3 protein-coding genes are annotated in these 18,277 nt (G+C 63.6%); all 3 read left to right on the top strand.

From position 1 onward, the window contains the following. The first annotated feature begins 6 nt into the window (after positions 1–6). The 3 genes from ACYZTU_RS12605 to ACYZTU_RS12595 all read left to right on the top strand — a co-directional run bounded on the left by ACYZTU_RS12605 (position 7) and on the right by ACYZTU_RS12595 (position 18,233). The gene (locus tag ACYZTU_RS12605) at positions 7–1,053 is read left to right on the top strand and encodes a TauD/TfdA family dioxygenase (RefSeq protein ID WP_461970559.1); all 1,047 of its coding nucleotides are present in this window, start codon (positions 7–9) and stop codon (positions 1,051–1,053) included. A gap of 112 nt (positions 1,054–1,165) precedes the next feature. Further along, positions 1,166–4,228 carry a non-ribosomal peptide synthetase gene (locus ACYZTU_RS12600; RefSeq protein ID WP_461970557.1) on the top strand — a complete coding sequence of 1,021 codons (3,063 nt, stop codon included), beginning with the start codon at positions 1,166–1,168 and terminating at the stop codon, positions 4,226–4,228. A gap of 58 nt (positions 4,229–4,286) precedes the next feature. Further along, positions 4,287–18,233 (top strand): non-ribosomal peptide synthase/polyketide synthase, encoded by a 13,947-nt coding sequence (locus ACYZTU_RS12595; RefSeq protein WP_461970555.1) that lies wholly within the window; start codon positions 4,287–4,289, stop codon positions 18,231–18,233. Positions 18,234–18,277: the final 44 nt, after the last annotated feature.

Here is an 18,277-nt window from a genome sequence, read left to right as displayed (position 1 = left end):
GCCTTTATGTCTATCGTGCCCCCATCGTCTCGCGCCCTCGGCGTTGTGCGCCGCAAAGCCATGAATGTCTCGGAACAGCAACTGGTCAGCGAGCGCCTGCTCAGCCCGGACCATGCCTTGCCACTGGTGATCGAGCCGGCGGTCAGCGGTGTCGATCTGGTCGCCTGGGCGAGCCGTGAACGCGAGTCTCTGGAGAAAAAACTGCTGCAGTACGGCGCGCTGCTGTTTCGCGGGTTCTCGGTGTTGTCCGTGGAGCAATTCGACCAGGTCATCGCCGCCCTCTCCCCCGGCGCACTGGAATACATGTTCCGCGCCTCGCCCCGGACCCGGGTCGGCGGCAACATCTACACCTCGACCGACTACCCGGCCGACCAGATGATTTTCCCGCACAACGAACACTCCTATTCACCACGCTTCCCACTGCGGCTGTTCTTCTACTGCCACATCCCGTCCGAGACTGGCGGCGAAACGCCGATTGGCTCGACCCGTGCCGTGAAGGCGAATATCAGCCCCGAGATCGAAGCGCGGTTCCGGGAAAAAGGCGTGCTGTACGTGCGCAACTACGGCGACGGTTTCGGCCTGCCGTGGCAGACCGTGTTCCAGTCCGAAGACCGCAGCGAAGTGCAAGCCTACTGCGCGAGCGTCGGCATCGACGTGGAATGGAAAGACAACAATCGCCTGCGCACCCGCCAGCGCGGGCCGGCCGTGGTGCGTCACCCGCGTACCGGCGAAGAAGTCTGGTTCAACCACGCGACCTTCTTCCACATCAGCACCCTGCCCCCGGCGATCCGCGATTCGCTGCAAAGCAACTTCAACGACCTCGACCTGCCCACCAACACCTTTTATGGCGACGGCGAAGCGATCGAACCGCAAGTCCTGGAGTCGCTGCGAGCGGCCTACCTCGACTCGCTGGTGCGGTTCAGCTGGCAACAGGGCGACGTGTTGTTCATCGACAACATGCTTGCGATTCACGGACGCGAACCCTTCACCGGCAAGCGCGCAATCATGACCGGCATGGCCGAAGCCCTGCTGTCGAGCGACGTCGCCGTCTGACTTTCAACGGGCGTATCAGCTGTTCGCAAGAGGCTCATCTGACAACCGGTCAGCGAGCCTCGGCACCTCTGCCATGGCCCAGGTTTAACCCCCATTTTTAGTCGAGTTGAACATGAGCGGACTCCAAGGTTTTCGTATTTCGCCGCAACAGGCATCTGTGTACCCGCACATCAACGGCACGGCCGAACACCCGTTCAGTTGCCATTTGCAATGGTCGTTGTCCCAGCCGGTGGACTTCGATGCGCTAAACAGCCGCCTGCTGGCGCTGATGGCCGACAGTGAAATCCTGCGCACGCACCTGATGCCAGTGCCGGGCCTGCGTCACCCGGTGCAGGTGATTCACGAAACCTGCGCCCTGCCCGTGACCGTACAGGATCTGCGTAAACACAGCCCCGCCGATCAGGACGCCGCGCTGACCAGCCTTGCCGCACAGGCCCGCGACTGGACAAACCCGCTGTGCGTGACCCTTGTGCAACTGGCGGACGAACAGTCGGTGCTGGATCTGGCCGCCGCCAGCAGCCACTTAGACCTTGCCAGCCTGAAACTGCTGGCTGCTGCACTGCTGCAAGACGCCGCCCCGGATCTGTCCGAAGCGCTGCAATACGCCGACTACGCCGAGTGGCGCTGGAGCCTGACAGAAGACGAGCCGGACCATCCGGGCGTGAACTTCTGGAAACCCCTGAGCGAAAGCGAGCAGCCGGTTTTGCAACTGTCGCTTGAATCGGCAACCGGCAACGGGTTTGCGCCGGCACGAGTGGAAGTAGCGTTGCCCGCTGATCTCGCCCGCCACCCCGCGCTGACCTCGAACCTGATGCTGACGGCCTGGGCCGCAGTACTTGGACGGTTGACCGGCCAGCAGCAAGTCCCGATCACCCTGATCCACGAAAGCCGTGGCCCGGAACTGGAAAGCGCGCTGGGCTTGTTCGAGCAGTGCCTGCCAGTGCGCATCGATCTGGATGCCCAGACCACCCTGCTGGAGCAAAGCAAACATGTCGGCGCCACGGTCGAGCGGACGGTTGGCTGGCAGGACTATTACACCCAGAACCTCAATGGCGGTTATGCCTTTGCCTGGCGTTCGGGCGATGCCCAGGAACGTTTTGCCAGCGCGGTAATGAACCCGGTGAAGGCCTGCCTAAACGTACGCCAATTGCCCGACAGCCTGCACGCTCACGTGGTTTACGACCGTCACACGTTAAGCGCCGAAGCAGCAGCCTGCCTCGCCGAGCAATGGGTGCAACTGCTGCTGGGCGCGCTGGCCGATCCGCAGCAAGCCTGGGCTCATCTATCACTGAGCGGGCCGATTCAGGCACATGTTATCGGCGCCCAACCGAGCTTGCCATCGATCGAACCGGTGACCCTGGTCGAGCTGATTGCTCGTCAGGTTCGCCAACAGCCGAACGCTATCGCCCTCAGCGACAAGGACGGCGACCTGAGTTACGCCCGCCTCGATGCCTGCGCGACTCATCTGGCCCATCAACTGGTGGCGGCTGGCATCGGTCCGGGCGTGCCCGTCGGCATTCTGTTCGCCCGCAGTAACGCCGCCATCGTCGCCATGCTCGCAGTGTTGAAGGCCGGTGGCGCTTACGTGCCGGTTGATCCGACCTACCCGGCGGATCGCCGCGCCTACATGCTCGCCGACAGTGCCATTGCGCACATCGTGGTCAGCGCCGAACTGGCCGACAGCGTGCCCGCCAGCCTGCAACGCTTCGTGCTCGACGACCTGACGGCGCCCGAGTCCAGCGACCTGCCGCCGTTGCCTGAACCGCACGCGGACGACCTGGCGTATCTGATTTACACCTCCGGCTCCACTGGCGCGCCGAAAGCCGTGGAAATCAGCCACGGTGCCCTGAGCTTTTCGACCCAAGTGCGCATGGCCGCTTATGAGACGCCGGTGCGCGCCTACCTGCTGCTGTCATCGTTTGCCTTCGACAGCTCGGTCGCCGGGATTTTCTGGACGCTGGCCCAGGGCGGGCGTCTGGTGCTGCCAGCGACTGGCGAAGAACTTGAGATGTCCCGACTGGCGCAGCTGATTGCCCAGCACCGGGTCAGCCACGGTCTGTCGCTGCCGTCGCTCTATCAAGCCCTGCTCGACCAACTGCAGCGCGCCAGTGGCGCCGACAGCCTCGAGTGCTGGATTGTTGCCGGTGAAGCTTGCCCTCCTTCGTTGATCGCCCAGCACAGCAAGACCTTGCCACAGGCCCGGCTGGTGAACGAATACGGCCCCACCGAAGCCACGGTCTGGGCCACCTATGAAGTGCTGGACCCGGCCCAGACGCTGAGCATCGGACGCCCGATTGCCGGCATGGATCTGCGCGTGCTGAACGAATACGGCATCACCAGCGGCATCGGCGAACCGGGGGAAATCGTCCTCGCCGGCCCGACCCTGGCGTGCGGTTATCGCAACAAACCCGAAGGAACCGCCAAGGCCTTTGTCACCCTGGCCGATGGCACCCGCGCCTACCGCACGGGCGATCTGGCCTGCTGGCTGGCGGACGGGCGCCTGGCGTTCCTCGGCCGCAAGGACCATCAGGTCAAGTTGCGCGGCTACCGCATCGAACTCGGAGAAATCGAGCGTCAACTGTGCAGCCACAGCGACGTGCGCGAAGCCGCGGTGATCGTGCAAGAGCATGCCGCCGGCAAGCGTCTGCTGGCCTACATCCTGGCCGCTCACGGCTACGCGCCGGACTCGGAAGCGATCAAGCGCTTCCTCGGTGAACGCCTGCCGTCGTACATGGTGCCGGCCCGGGTGCTGACCCTGCCGACCTTCCCGCGCACCCCCAACGGCAAGCTCGACACCCGCCAATTGCCCGACCCCGACCAGTTCGACGAAGGCGCCCACGTAGAACCGCGCAATGCGCTGGAAACCACCCTGCAAGCGATCGTCGCCAAGGTCTTGAAGCTGTCGACCGTCAGCGTCACCGAGAACTTCTTTGCCATCGGCGGCGACTCGATCCTGAGCCTGCAAGTGGTGGCCCAGGCCCATGAGCAAGGCATCGCGCTCTCCGCCAAACATGTGTTCGAGCGCCAGACCATTGCCGCCATGGCCGAAGTCGCACAGCCACTGGCCGCCGTCGCCGCTGAACCGCAAGCCGACAGCACCGAGTTCAGCGCTTCGGGTATGTCTGATGACGAAATGCAAGCGCTGATGGCCGAGCTGAACGAGGCCGACCTGTGACCGGTTTCCCTCGTCGCCCCGCCTTCACCGTTGCCCCTTTTTACGCAGGACGCTTTCAATGACCACCGAAAAAACCACCAGCAATCCGATCGAAGACATCTACCCGCTGTCGCCGTTGCAGCAAGGGATGCTCTTCCACTCCCTGCTGCACGAAGATTCCGGCGTGTACCTGATGCAGGATCGCTACCGCATCGGCGGTGCCATTGATGAAGTTGCGTTCCTTGAGTCCTGGCGCCAGGTGGTGGCGCTGCACCCTTCCCTGCGCGCCAGTTTCCAGTGGAAAACCCAGAAGCAACCGGTGCAAGTGATCCATCGCGAGGTCAAGGTGCCGCTGGACACCCTTGACCTGCGTGGGCTCGCCCCACACGAACAGGAAGCGCGGATCCGCACGTTGCTGGAAGACGAGCAGAAAGTCGGTTTCAACCTGTCGAAGCCGCCGCTGATTCGCTTCCGTCTGGTGCGACTGGCCGATGAATCCTACGAGTTCATTCGCAGCTTCCACCACATCCTAATGGACGCCTGGTGCATTTCCCTGGTGACCGTGGACTTCCTCAAAGTCTACGAAGCGCTGTGCAATGACCGCACGCCGGAGCTCAAGAGCCCGCGCCCGTTCCGCGATTACATCCAGTGGCTGCAACGCCAGGACGCAGGCAAGGCCGAGCAGTTCTGGCGCGGCCAGTTGCAAGGCCTCAATGCGCCCACGCCGCTGACCGTGGACAACGGCGTGGCCCGCGACCGCTACACCGACGCGGTGCTGGTGGACGATCATCTGATTCACCTGACTGAGCCAGAAACCCAGGCTCTGGCGGCGTTCTGCCGTAGCCGCCGGATCACTCCGAACACGTTCTTCCAAGGGGTCTGGTCGCTGCTGCTGTCGCGCTACAGCGGTCAACGGGACGTGCTGTTCGGCGTCACCGTCGCGGGTCGTCCGGCAGAGCTGACCGGCGTCGCAGAAATGATCGGCCTGTTCATCAATACCTTGCCGCTGCGGGTGTCAGTGGACCCGGAAGCATCGTTGGGCAGTTGGCTGAGTGCGCTGCAAGGGCTGAACGTCGACATGCGCGACTTTGAACACACGCCCTTGACCGACATTCAGGGCTGGAGTGATTTCCCCCGGGGCGAAACTCTGTTCGACAGTATCCTGGTGTTCGAAAACGCCCCGATTGACGAGCAGATTCTGGAAGGTGGTTTCCAGTTCAGCCTCGAAGGCATGGACCACAGTGTGCACACCCACTACGGCTTGACCGTGGTGATCCTGCCCGGTGAGCAGCTAGGCATTCGGGTGTCTTACGACCGCGAGCGTTTCGAGGCACCGACCGTGCAGCGCTTGCTCGGCCATATCGCCAGCCTGGTGCGCAGCATGCTTGCCGCACCGGAGGCGTTGCTGGGCAGTTTCGAACTGCTGGCTGCCGATGAGCGCCAGCAACTGCTGGGTGAGTGGGCGGTCAATCCCCACGACTTCCCGCTGGATCACAGCTACGCCGAACTGTTCGCCCTCCAAGTCGCCCAACGCGGCGGGCAGATTGCCGCGATCTGCGACGGTGAATCCCTGACCTACGCCGAACTGGATCAGCAATCCACGCGCCTGGCGCACGCCTTGCGCGACGCCGGCGCCGGTGAAGATCAATTGGTCGCGCTGGTTGCTCCCCGTGGCTTGGCACTGCTGACCATGATGATTGCCGTGTTCAAGGCCGGCGCAGCGATGCTGCCCCTTGAAGTCAATCATCCACCGGAGCGTCTGCGGGAAATCCTCAGCCTGTCCCGTGTACCATTGCTGTTGGCCAGTGAAGGTTGCGGCGCGCTGCTCGATCAATTGCTCAGCGGCCTCGATCAGGCGCCAGACGCCCTGCTCGCCGAAGCCTGCTGGAAGGCTGGCAACGATTCGCCGCTGCCGCTGCTCGGCGGCCCGGACAGCCTGGCCTACGTGCTGTTCACCTCGGGTTCGACCGGTACGCCTAAAGGCGTGATGATCGAACAACGGGGCATGCTCAATAACATCTTCGGCAAAGTGCCGGCCCTGGGGCTGAACGCCGAAGACCGGATTCCACAGACCGCTTCGGTGGCGTTCGACATTTCCGTGTGGCAGTTCCTTGCCGCGCCAGTACTGGGCGCCACGGTGCACATCCTGCCGGACGACGTGGCGCATGACCCACAACGCCTGCTGCAAGTGATCGCCAGCGAACGCCTCAGTGTGCTGGAAATCGTCCCGAGCCTGATGCGCACACTGCTTGCGCTTTGCCCTTGCGATCTGCAACTGCCCGACCTGCGCTGGGTGCTGCCTACTGGTGAAGCGCTGCCGCCGACCGTGGCCCGGGACTGGTTTGCACGTTTCCCCGACATCGCACTGATGAACGCCTACGGCCCGGCCGAATGCGCCGATGACGTGGCCTTCCAGCCGATCTTCGAAGCACCGGACGCTAACGTCAGCCATATGCCCATCGGCCAGCCGACCGCCAACAATCGCTTGTACGTGCTGGATGAAGCGTTGCGGCCGGTGCCAATTGGTGTGGCTGGGGAAATCTGTGTAGGGGGCGTCGGTGTCGGCCGCGGCTACCTGCACGATCCGCAGCGCACCGCTGATGCGTTCATCGACCATCCTCGGCTAGAAGGTCGCATGTACCGCACCGGCGACCTCGGGCGCTGGCGTGGCGATGGCGTGATCGAATACCTCGGCCGCCGCGACCAGCAGGTGAAATTGCGTGGACACAGGATCGAACTGACGGAAATCGAACACCGTCTGGCCCAGCACCCAAACGTGCGCGAAGCCGCCGTGCTGCTGCGCGAAAACAGCGTTGGCGAAGCCTGGCTGGTGGCTTACTGGTCGGCCCATGACGATACTTTGGGCAACGACGGGCTAACCGAACACCTGCGCGCACAACTGCCGCCGTACATGGTGCCGGCCGCGTTCGTGTGTCTGGAACGCTTGCCGCTGAACAACAACGGCAAGGTCGATCGCAAGGCCCTGGCCGCCCAGGAACTGAACTGGCAGGCTGACACTCAAGAAAGCATCGCACCGCGAAATGAGCTGGAAGCCGCTGTGGCGAAAATCTGGGCTGAGGTGCTGGGTCGCGACACCGTTGGCGTGGAAGACAACTTCTTCACCCTCGGCGGCCACTCGCTGCTGGCCACTCAGATCGTCGCGCGCCTGCGCAGCCATTTCAAACTCGACCTGCCGTTGCGGGTGCTGTTCGAACAACCGACGGTAGCGCTGCTGGCCGTCGCCATCGCCGCGCGCCAGGCTGACGCCGCCGCACCACAAGCCGTCGCAATCAGCGTGCCAAAGGCCCAGGTACGTCCGGCGCTGCTGCCGCTGTCGTTCTCGCAACAGCGCCTGTGGTTCATCGAGCAACTGACACCGGGCACGACGCTGTTCAACATCCCGTTCGCCCTGCACCTCAAAGGTGAACTCAACGTTGAAGCCCTGCACGCCAGTCTGAACGATCTGCTGGTGCGTCATGAAATTCTGCGCACCGGCATCCGCAGCACCGACGGCGTGCCCTGCCAGCAGATCAGCGATTCGCTGAACATCGAACTGCCTTTCGACGACTTGTCGGGCCTTGGCGCGACGGCTCGTGAAGGTGCGCAGTTCAATGCCCTGCAAGAAACCTTTGAGCAACCGTTCGACCTGACTTCACCACCGCTGCTGCGGGCGCGTCTGCTACGTGTGGCGCCGGGTGAACACGTGCTGGGCATCGCCTTGCATCACCTGGTCTCGGACGCGTGGTCGGCGACCATCGCCCTGCGCGAGCTGGCCCTGGGTTACGAAGCCCGTTGCAACGGCGCCCCCGCCCAACTGCCGGCCTTGCCGGTGCAGTACGCCGACTTCGCCCTTTGGCAGCGCGAACACCTGCAAGGTGCCGAGCTCAAGCGCCAGCTCGATTACTGGACCACCACGCTGGATCGTCGCAACAGCGAAGGCAGTCCGTTGCTGGCACTGCCGACCGACCATCCACGGCCGTCGATGCAAACTTACCGTGCCGGGATCGTACAGCGTGAACTCAGTGCCGACCTCAGTGGCCGGGTGCAAGCCTTCGCCAGTCGCCTGGGCACCACGCCGTTCACCGTGTTGTTCGCCGGCTTCGCGGTGCTGATGCACCGTTTGAGTGGCGATGCCACGGTGCTGATCGGCACCCCGGTCACGCACCGCGAACAACCGGGCACCGAAGGCCTGCTCGGCATTTTGCTGAACAACCTGGCGATCCGTGCCGACTTTGAACCACAAGCAGATTTCACCGCGCTGGTGGGTCAGGTGGCCAAGCGCTTGCGCGAAGGCTTGCAGCATCAAGACCTGCCATTCGAGCAATTGGTCGACAGCCTGCAACTGCCACGCAGCCTCAGCCATGCGCCGCTGTATCAAGTGATGGTCGCGCAGCAATTGGCCATGGAGTCGCGCTTGCGCTTCCCGGGGCTGGAGTTCGAAGCCCTCGACACACCGCTCAAGCATTCCGAATGCGATCTGGATTTGCACGTGTTGTGCCCGGCCAATGCGCCGATTCAACTGGAGTTGATGTTCGCCCTGGACCTGTTCGCTGCCGACAGCGCCCGTCAGACCCTCGCCCGCCTGGAGCACTTGCTCGAGCAAATGCTCGCCGAACCGCAACGCCCGGTGGCCGCCCTGCCGCTGCTGATGGCGGCGGAATGGCAGCGCACCGTGGTCGAGTGGAACCGCACCGAGATGGAGGTGCCACAGCACCTGACCTTCGCCCAGCTGTTTGAACAGCAGGCCGAACGCACCCCGGATCGTGACGCGTTATGTTTCGAAGGCCGCAGCCTGAGCTACGCCGAACTGAACCGCCGGGCCAACCAGGTGGCGCATTACCTGCGCAGTCGCGGTGTGGTCGCCAATAGCCCGGTGGCACTGTGCGTCGAGCGTTCGCTGGAATTGTTGGTCGGCCTGCTGGGTATTCTCAAATCCGGTGGCGCCTATGTGCCGCTGGACCCGACCTACCCGGTGGATCGCCTGGCGTACATGCTCGAGGACGCGCAACCCGCATTGTTCCTCGGTCAGCAGGGCTTGCTGGAACAACTGGGTGCCGAACTGCCGCGTCTGCGCCTGGACAGCGACGCCGCGTTGTTCGCCGATCAGCCGGACAGCAACCTCTCGCCTATCGCCGGTCCCGACGACCTGGCTTATATCATGTACACCTCCGGCTCGACCGGTAAGCCCAAGGGCACCCTGGTCACCAACGGCTCGGTGGTCAACTTGGCCTGGGCGCGCATCCATGGCCTGTATCGCCGCTACACCGATCAGCCGATGCGCACCAGCTTCAACTACTCGTTTGCCTTCGACAGCTCGGTGGCCGAGCTCATCCTGCTGCTCGACGGCCACAGCCTGTACCTGACCCCGGAAGAAGTGCGCTACGACCCCGAGGCCCTGGCGCAGTTTTTTCGCCAAACCCGTCTGGAAGCCTTCGAGTGCACCCCGGCGCAGCTCAAGGCCTTGCTCGAAAGCGACGGCGTACGCCGTGGCGAGGTGTACCTGCCGCGCTTCGTGCTGTTCGGTGGCGACGCGGTGGATGCCCAACTCTGGCAGCGTCTGCCATCGATTGCCGGCAGCCGCTTCTTCAACACCTACGGCCCCACCGAATGCACCGTTGATGCAACCGGTTGCGCCGTCGACGATTACCCTCAGCGTCCGATCATCGGACGGCCGATTGCCAACGTGCGCACGTACGTGCTCGATGCTTTTCTCAATCCGATGCCGGTAGGCGTTCCGGGTGAACTGCACATCGGCGGTGCCGGCGTGACCCTTGGCTACCTCAATCGCGCCGAACAGACCGCGAAGGTGTTCATTAACGATCCATTCTCGCCGCTGGCCGATGCGCGCATGTACAAGTCTGGCGACCTGGTGCGCTGGCTACCCGACGGTCAGCTCGAATACCTGGGGCGCATGGATCATCAGGTGAAAATCCGTGGTTTCCGTGTCGAACTGGGTGAAATCGAAGCGCTGATCGGCGCCCAACCGGGCGTCCGTCAGGCGGTGGTATTGGCCCGTGAAGACGTGCCCGGCGACAAGCGTCTGGTGGCTTACGTCACGTGTGACCAGCAGGCCGACATCAACGCCTGGCGCAAAACCATCGGCGCCGCCCTGCCCGACTACATGGTGCCGTCAGCGTTTGTGCTGCTCGATGAGTTGCCGCTGACCGACAACGGCAAACTCAATCGCAAGGCCCTGCCTGCGCCGGACATCCAGGCCACCCCAGACGCCCAGGATCCGCCGCGCACAGTCGCCGAACAGCAACTCGCCGCCCTGTGGGCCGAGCTGCTGAACGTGCCGCTGACCCAGATTGGTCGCGACAGTCATTTCTTCTACCTCGGTGGTCATTCGCTGTTGGCGGCGGTACTGTTTGCCCGTCTGCGCCAACAGTTCACCACGGTTCCGCCGCTGCGTGCGGTGTTTGAACACCCAAGCCTCGATGCACTGGCCGCCCTGTTGGGTGAGCCGCTGCAAGCCCCAGCGGCGACCTTCGTCCCGATGGCACGTCCCGCCCGTTTGCCGTTGTCGTTCGAACAGCAACGCTTGTGGTTCCTCGAACAATTGAGTGCTGGCGGTGGCGAGTACAACGTGGTCAGCGCCGTGCAGTTCGACGGTGAGCTGAACACCCGGGCCTTGCAGTCCGCCCTGAACAGCGTGGTTCAACGCCACGAAATCCTGCGCAGCCGGATCGCGCGCGATACCGACGGCGAGTTGGCACTGGTCATCGAACCGCAGGTCAACATCACCTTGCGCGTAGCAGCGCTGGATGCGGCCACCGACGACATCTGGCAACAGCTGACCGACGAGGCCATCCACGCCGAAACCGGGCACCGTTTCGATCTCGCCACCCAAGTGCCGATCCGCGCCACGCTGATGCAACGCAGCGGTCACGACCAGGCGCTGCTGTTGCTGACCGTGCATCACTGCGCCACCGACGATGCGTCCAGCCAGAACCTGCTGAATGAACTGGCGCAGTTCTACGCGGCCCAGTGCGAAGGCACCGTCGCTGCACTGCCGAACCTGGCCCTGCAATATCCCGATTACGCCCTCTGGCAGCGCTCCTCCTCGCAACAAACATTGTTCCGCAGCCAACTCGACTACTGGCACACCCAGCTGGAAGACAGCAACTATCTGCTGGATCTACCCACCGAACAGGGTCGTCCAAACCAGCTCGACCCTGCTGCCGGCGCGGTGCAACTGAAACTGCCGCAAGAGCTGGTGGGACGCTTGCGTCAGTTCGCTCAGCAACGGGGTGCCACCCTGTACATGCTGATGCTCGGCGCGGCGCAATTATTGTTGGGGCGCTACGCCAACCAGCGCGACGTGCGGGTCGGCAGCCCGGTTGCCCAGCGTCCGCTGGCCGAACTGCAGCCGCTGATCGGTTGCTTCGTAAACACCTTGGTAATGCGCGCCGACCTCGATCCGGCGCTGGATTTCGAAGGTTTGCTGAGCCAGGTGCGCAACCGTGTGCTGGATGCCCAGCAGCATCAGGACGTGCCGTTCGACCAGGTCGTTGAACACCTGGCGCCGGAACGCAGCCTCGGCCAGACGCCGCTGTTCCAGGTGTTGTTCGTGATGCAGAACGCCGACTCTTCCGCGAGTCACTGGCCGCAGTTGCAGGTGCGCGAACGGGTTGTCACCGCCCAGGCCACCAAGTACGACCTGAACTGGGAAGTGCATGACGGCGAAGTGCTGTCAGTGCTGCTGGAATACCGCGCCGCGCTGTTCAGCGAAACCACGGCCCAGCGTTGGCTGGCGCAATGGCAACAACTGCTCGAAGCCATGCTCGACGCGCCGCAGACTCGCCTCGGCGACTGGTCACCGTTGGCGGCGCCTGAGCGTCAACGCCAACTGGTCGAGTGGAACGCCACCGAACGCAGCTACAGCGGCCCGACCAACCTGCACACCGCGTTGACCCAACAAGCCGTCCTCAGCCCGAATGCCCCGGCGCTGGTGTTCGAAGGCCAGCGCCTGAGTTATGCCGAGCTTAACCAGCGCGCAGAAACCCTCGCCCGTGCCTTGCGTGCCGCCGGTATCGGCAGCGGCGCCATCGTCCCGGTGTGCATGGAACGTTCCGTAGAGATGGTCGTGGCGTTGCTCGGCATCGTGCATGCCGGTGCGGCGTGGCTGCCGCTGGACCCGGAATTACCCGGCGCGCGTCTGGCCTTCCTGATCGAAGACGCCGATGCCCAAGTCACCTTGACTCAACCACAATGGCTGTCGCGTCTGCCGGTCGGGCATCAGGCCTGGACCCTCGACGCACTGCCACAAGCGCCAGCGTTTGAGCCGATCAGCGTCAACGTCAATGATCTGGCCTACGTGCTCTACACCTCCGGCTCCACCGGCCAACCGAAAGGCGTGATGAACGAACACGGCGCCTTGATGAACCGTTTGTACTGGATGCAGGACGCCTTCCCGATCGGCCCGAACGACCGTGTATTGCAGAAAACCCCGTACAGCTTCGACGTCTCGGTGTGGGAGTTCTTCTGGCCGCTGATCACCGGCGCCACGCTGGTGGTGGCGCGGCCGGACGGCCATCGCGATCCGGCGTACCTCAGCGAATTGATCCAGCAAGAGCAGGTCACCACCCTGCACTTCGTGCCCTCAATGCTGCGGGCCTTCGTTGAAGAACCGAGCCTGGTGAATTGCCACAGCCTGCGTCAGGTGTTCGCCAGCGGCGAAGCGCTGCCGGCGGATCTGGTGCGGCGCTTCATGAGCCAACATCCGGCGGCGCTGGTCAACCTCTACGGCCCGACCGAAGCGGCGATCGACGTCTCGGTATGGCGCTGCTCGGTGGACGACGTGATCGTGCCGATCGGCAAACCGATCGCCAACCTGCGTTTGTACATTCTCGACGAAGCCATGCAACCACTGCCTATCGGCAGCATCGGCGAGCTGTACATCGGTGGTGTCGGCGTCGCTCGTGGCTACCTGAAACGGCCGGACCTGACTCAGGAACTCTTCCTCGCCAGCCCGTTCATCGACGGTGATCGCCTGTATCGCACCGGCGACCGTTGCCGCTTCCTCGCCGATGGCAACATCGAGTACCTGGGGCGTCTCGACCATCAGGTGAAACTGCGCGGTCAGCGGATCGAGTTGGGAGAAATCGATGCTCAATTGCTGGCGCAAACAGGCGTTCGCGACGCTGCCACCTTGTTGCTCGACCAGCGTCTGGTGAGCTTCTGGTGTGGTGACGCCGATGAAGCCGCAATGCGAGCCGCATTGCGCGACAGCCTGCCAGCGCACATGTTGCCAAGCCTTTTGGTTCAACTCGACAGCCTGCCACTCAACAGCAACGGCAAGCTCGACCGCAAGGCTCTGGCAGCTACGACATTGCCCGAAGCAGGCAGCGACCAGCCGCGCACGGCGCCACGCAACGCCACTGAAACGGTGCTCTGTGAGTTGTTCAGCGAAGTGCTGGAATGTTCCTCGGTGGGGATCGAAGATCACTTCTTCCATCTCGGCGGCCACTCCTTGCTGGCCACCCGTTTAGTCGCTCGGGTCCGTGAACGCCTCGGCGCGACTCTGCCGCTTGCGTTGGTGTTCGCACAACCGACGGTGGCGGCGTTGGCCGGTCATCTGCGAGCGGCGATGCCGGGCGAGCTGATCACCGCGCAACCGCGCCCGGCCCAGTTGCCGCTGGGTCTGGCTCAGCAACGGTTCTGGATGCTTAGCCGTCTGGTGCCGGAGTCCCGTGAATATCACATGCCATTCGCCCTGACCTTGCGCGGCGTGCTTCAGGTTCAGGCCCTGCGTGAAGCGTTCGAGCAGGTCAGCGAGCGCCATTTGGTGCTGCGCAGCCGCATTGTTGAGGTCCAGGGCGAGCCGCAGTTGCTGATCGACGATCAGGGCCCGGCGCTCGTGGTCACTTCGGTCGCCACACAGGACTGGACGACAGCTTGCGCCAATGCCCAGACCGCACTGATGGCGCCGTTCGATCTGGCCGCCGCCGCACCTTGGCGTGGGCACCTGTTGCAACGTCAGGACAGCGACGAAAGCCTATTGCTGGTTTGCCTGCACCACAGCGCCACCGACGGTTGGGCGATGCAGTTGCTGATCGACGAACTGGCCCAGGCCTACAGCGCCGGCCTGAACGGACAGTCGCCCGCCTGGACCGCGCTGGACGTCGACTATGTCGATTTCGCCCTGTGGCAACAGCATCCGGACACTCAGGCTCGACGCAATGACAGCCTGGATTACTGGAAAAATCACCTGGGCCAGGACGACTACCAACTCGACCTGCCCCTCGACCACCCACGAGGTGCCGAAGCCGATCGTCGCGCCCGGCAACTGAACGTCAGCCTCGGAGCCCAACGTGCCGAAGCGATTCGCCAGTTCGCCCGTCAACGTGGCACCACCACTTATGTGGTGCTGGCCAGTGCTCTGAGTGCTTTGCTCGCCCGCTACAGCGGTCAGCGCGACATACGCCTCGGCACCCCGGCCGACCAACGCGACCAACCGCAAACCCAGGCGTTGCTGGCCTGTCTGGTGAACACTCTGGTGATCCGCAGCGAGGTCGACCAACAGGCCCCGGCCGAACAGTTGCTTGCCAGCCTCGAAGCGGATCTGCGCGCGGCCCAGGCCCATGCCGACCTGCCGTTTGCCACCTTGGTCGGAGCCGCAGCCCAACACCGCGACCTAAATCGCACGCCGCTGTTCCAGGTCATGTTCTCCCTCAACCACGGTCGCATGGACAGCAGCCAATGGCCGGGCCTGAGCATCGAAGAGCAGACGCTGCCGGTGATCGATGCCAAGTTCGAACAGAGCTGGGAAGTCCAGGACGACGGCAGCGACATGATCCTTGCCCTGGAATACCAATCGGCACTGTTTGACGCGTCGACGATGCAGCGCTGGAGCGCGCAATGGTGTGCACTGCTGGACGCGCTGGTGACAACGCCGGAGCTAGCGCTGGTCGAGTTGTTCCCGCAACAACAGGATCAGCAGCAACTGGATCGCTGGAACGCTACCGAACGCAACTACAGCGGTCCGACCAATCTGCATACCGCGCTGACCCAACAAGCCGCGCTCAGCCCGAATGCCCCGGCGCTGGTGTTCGAAGGCCAGCGCCTGAGTTATGCCGAGCTTAACCAGCGCGCAGAAACCCTCGCCCGTGCCTTGCGTGCCGCCGGTATCGGCAGCGGCGCCATCGTCCCGGTGTGCATGGAGCGCTCCGTAGAGCTGGTGGTGGCCTTGCTCGGCATCGTGCATGCCGGTGCGGCGTGGCTGCCGCTGGACCCGGAATTACCCGCCGCGCGTTTGGCCTTCCTGATCGCGGACGCCGATGCCCAAGTCACCTTGACTCAACCGCAGTGGCTGTCGCGTCTGCCGGTCGGGCATCAGGCCTGGACCCTCGACGCACTGCCACAAGCGCCAGCGTTTGAGCCGATCAGCGTCAACGCCAATGATCTGGCCTACGTGCTCTACACCTCCGGTTCCACCGGCCAACCGAAAGGCGTGATGAACGAACACGGCGCCTTGATGAACCGTCTGTACTGGATGCAGGACGCCTTCCCGATTGGCCCGAACGACCGCGTACTGCAGAAAACCCCATACAGCTTCGACGTGTCGGTGTGGGAGTTCTTCTGGCCGCTGATCACCGGCGCCACGCTGGTGGTGGCGCGGCCGGACGGGCATCGCGACCCGGCCTACCTCAGCCAGTTGATCCAGCAGGAACAGGTCACCACCCTGCACTTCGTGCCCTCAATGCTGCGGGCCTTCGTTGAAGAACCGAGCCTGGTGAATTGCCACAGCCTGCGTCAGGTGTTCGCCAGCGGCGAAGCGCTGCCGGCGGATCTGGTGCGGCGCTTCATGAGCCAACATCCGGCGGCGCTGGTCAACCTCTACGGCCCGACCGAAGCGGCGATCGACGTCTCGGTATGGCGCTGCTCGGTGGACGACGTGATCGTGCCGATCGGCAAACCGATCGCCAACCTGCGTTTGTACATTCTCGACGAAGCCATGCAACCACTGCCTATCGGCAGCATCGGCGAGCTGTACATCGGCGGTGTCGGCGTCGCTCGCGGTTACCTGAAACGCCCGGACCTGACCGAGGAACGTTTCCTCGCCAGCCCGTTCATCGACGGTGATCGCCTGTACCGTACCGGCGACCGTTGCCGCTTCCTCGCCGATGGCAACATCGAATACCTGGGACGTCTCGACCATCAAGTGAAGCTGCGCGGTCAGCGGATCGAACTGGGGGAAATCGATGCCGCACTGCTGAACCTGCCTGCAATCACCGGTGCTTGCACTCTGGTGATCGATAATCGATTGGTAGCGTTCTACAGCAGCAACGCGGCGCAATCGGGACTCGATACGCTGCTTGCCGCCCAACTCAAAAACCAGCTGCCGGCGTACATGGTGCCGGCGGTGTGGGTCGAAGTGCCGACCCTGCCCCTGACCACCAACGGCAAGATCGACCGCAAGGCTTTGGCGGTCCTGCCATTACCGCAGACCCAGGAAAACTACGCCGCACCGCGTAATGACCTGGAAACCCTGCTTTGCCAGTTGTTCGGCGAACTGCTCGGCGAAGCCTTGACCGGTAGCCGCGAAGTCGGCACCTCGGACAGCTTCTTCGCGTTGGGCGGTGATTCGATTCTCGGTCTGAAGCTGATCTCACGCCTACGTGAACGGGGTTACTCGCTCACGCCAAAAGACCTGTTCCGCTCGCCGACCCCGGCGGCACTGGCGCAGGTAGCCAGCCCGTTGCTGACCCTGGCCGAACAAGGTGACGTGACCGGTGCCATGCCGTTGATGCCGTTGCATCAGTGGTTCTTCGAGCAACAACAACCGCAGGCCGCGTACTGGAACCAGTCGGTGCTGGCCGACAGCGATCGTCCTCTACAACCGGCCCTGGTGCAGGCGACACTGGACCGACTGGTCGCCCAGCACGACGCCTTGCGCCTGCGCTTCACCGAGGTTGACGGGCAATGGCAGGCGCACATCGCGCCGGTTGAGCCTGCGCAACTAGCGTGCTGCGACCATTTGGAGCAACTGGAAAGCATCGCGCAAAATCTGGACCTGCAACACGGCCCGCTGTTCGCCGCTGCGTTGCTGGAAGGCAAGCCGCAACGTTTGTATCTGGTCGCGCATCACCTGGTGATCGACGCAGTGTCATGGACGCCGCTACTGGAAGATTTCCAGCAGCTGTATCAAGGACTGGAACGTGGCGAGAATCCGAATCTACCGGCGAAAACCACCTCCTATCGTCAATGGGCCGAACACCTTCACGCCCATGCCAGCACGGTCAGTGCCGAACACCGCTACTGGAGCGCCCAGACAATAGCGAATGCCAAGCCTGTGGCTACGGTCGCCGAGCGCCAGACCCTGTCTGCCCGTTGGGATGCCGCCCACACCCACCAATGGCTGACCGAGTCCCATGCCGCTTACCGCACGCAACCGGAAGAACTGCTGATCGCCGCCCTCGCCGCCACCCTGGCGGAAGCCGAAAGCCGCTCCGACATCGTGGTCGATCTGGAGCGCCATGGTCGCGATGCGCCGTTCGAAGGCCTGGATGTCAGCCGCACCGTCGGTTGGTTCACCACCCTGTTCCCGCTGCGGGTGAATTCTAGCGGTGCCCCCGGCGACCGGGTGCGCAATGCCAAGGAAGCATTGCGCGCTGTGCCGGGTCAGGGCCTCGGCCACGGGTTGCTGCGTCAGCGCGGCGAGTTGCCGCCGGGCCGTGGAGATGTGTTGTTCAACTACCTGGGTCATGAGCAAACGCCACAAGGCTGGTTGCGCGCCAGCACCCTGACCCCACCGCCGGAAGTGGCGCTGGTGAACCGGGTCACCCATGGCCGCGAAGTGGTGGCCTGGCTGGAAGACGGCGTACTGCATGTCGAATGGCACAGCGTCACCTCGAGCGCCGACAGCCGCTTGCCCGCTCGCCTGCTGGAGCACCTGCAAGCGCTGGTCGGGCATTGCCTCGACCCGCAAGCCGGAACACTGATGCCGTCGGACTTCCCGCTCGCCAAAGGCATGAACCAGGCGACCCTCGACACCCTGCTCAAACGCCTGGGGCCGAAGAAGTGAGCCCCGGTATCGACCTGTATTTGACTTTGGAGTGCGCCGTTCGC

It is taken from the genome of Pseudomonas sp. HLT2-19-2 (assembly GCF_054898005.1).
Note: the sequence above shows the minus strand (reverse complement) of the source record. Positions and strands in the feature narration are given on the sequence as shown.

Bases quoted from the DNA above. Each gene is read 5' to 3' on its own strand.
- ACYZTU_RS12595 (WP_461970555.1), top strand. From the start codon at position 4,287: ATGACCACCGAAAAAACCACCAGCAATCCGATCGAAGACATCTACCCG.
- ACYZTU_RS12605 (WP_461970559.1), top strand. From the start codon at position 7: ATGTCTATCGTGCCCCCATCGTCTCGCGCCCTCGGCGTTGTGCGCCGC.
- ACYZTU_RS12600 (WP_461970557.1), top strand. From the start codon at position 1,166: ATGAGCGGACTCCAAGGTTTTCGTATTTCGCCGCAACAGGCATCTGTG.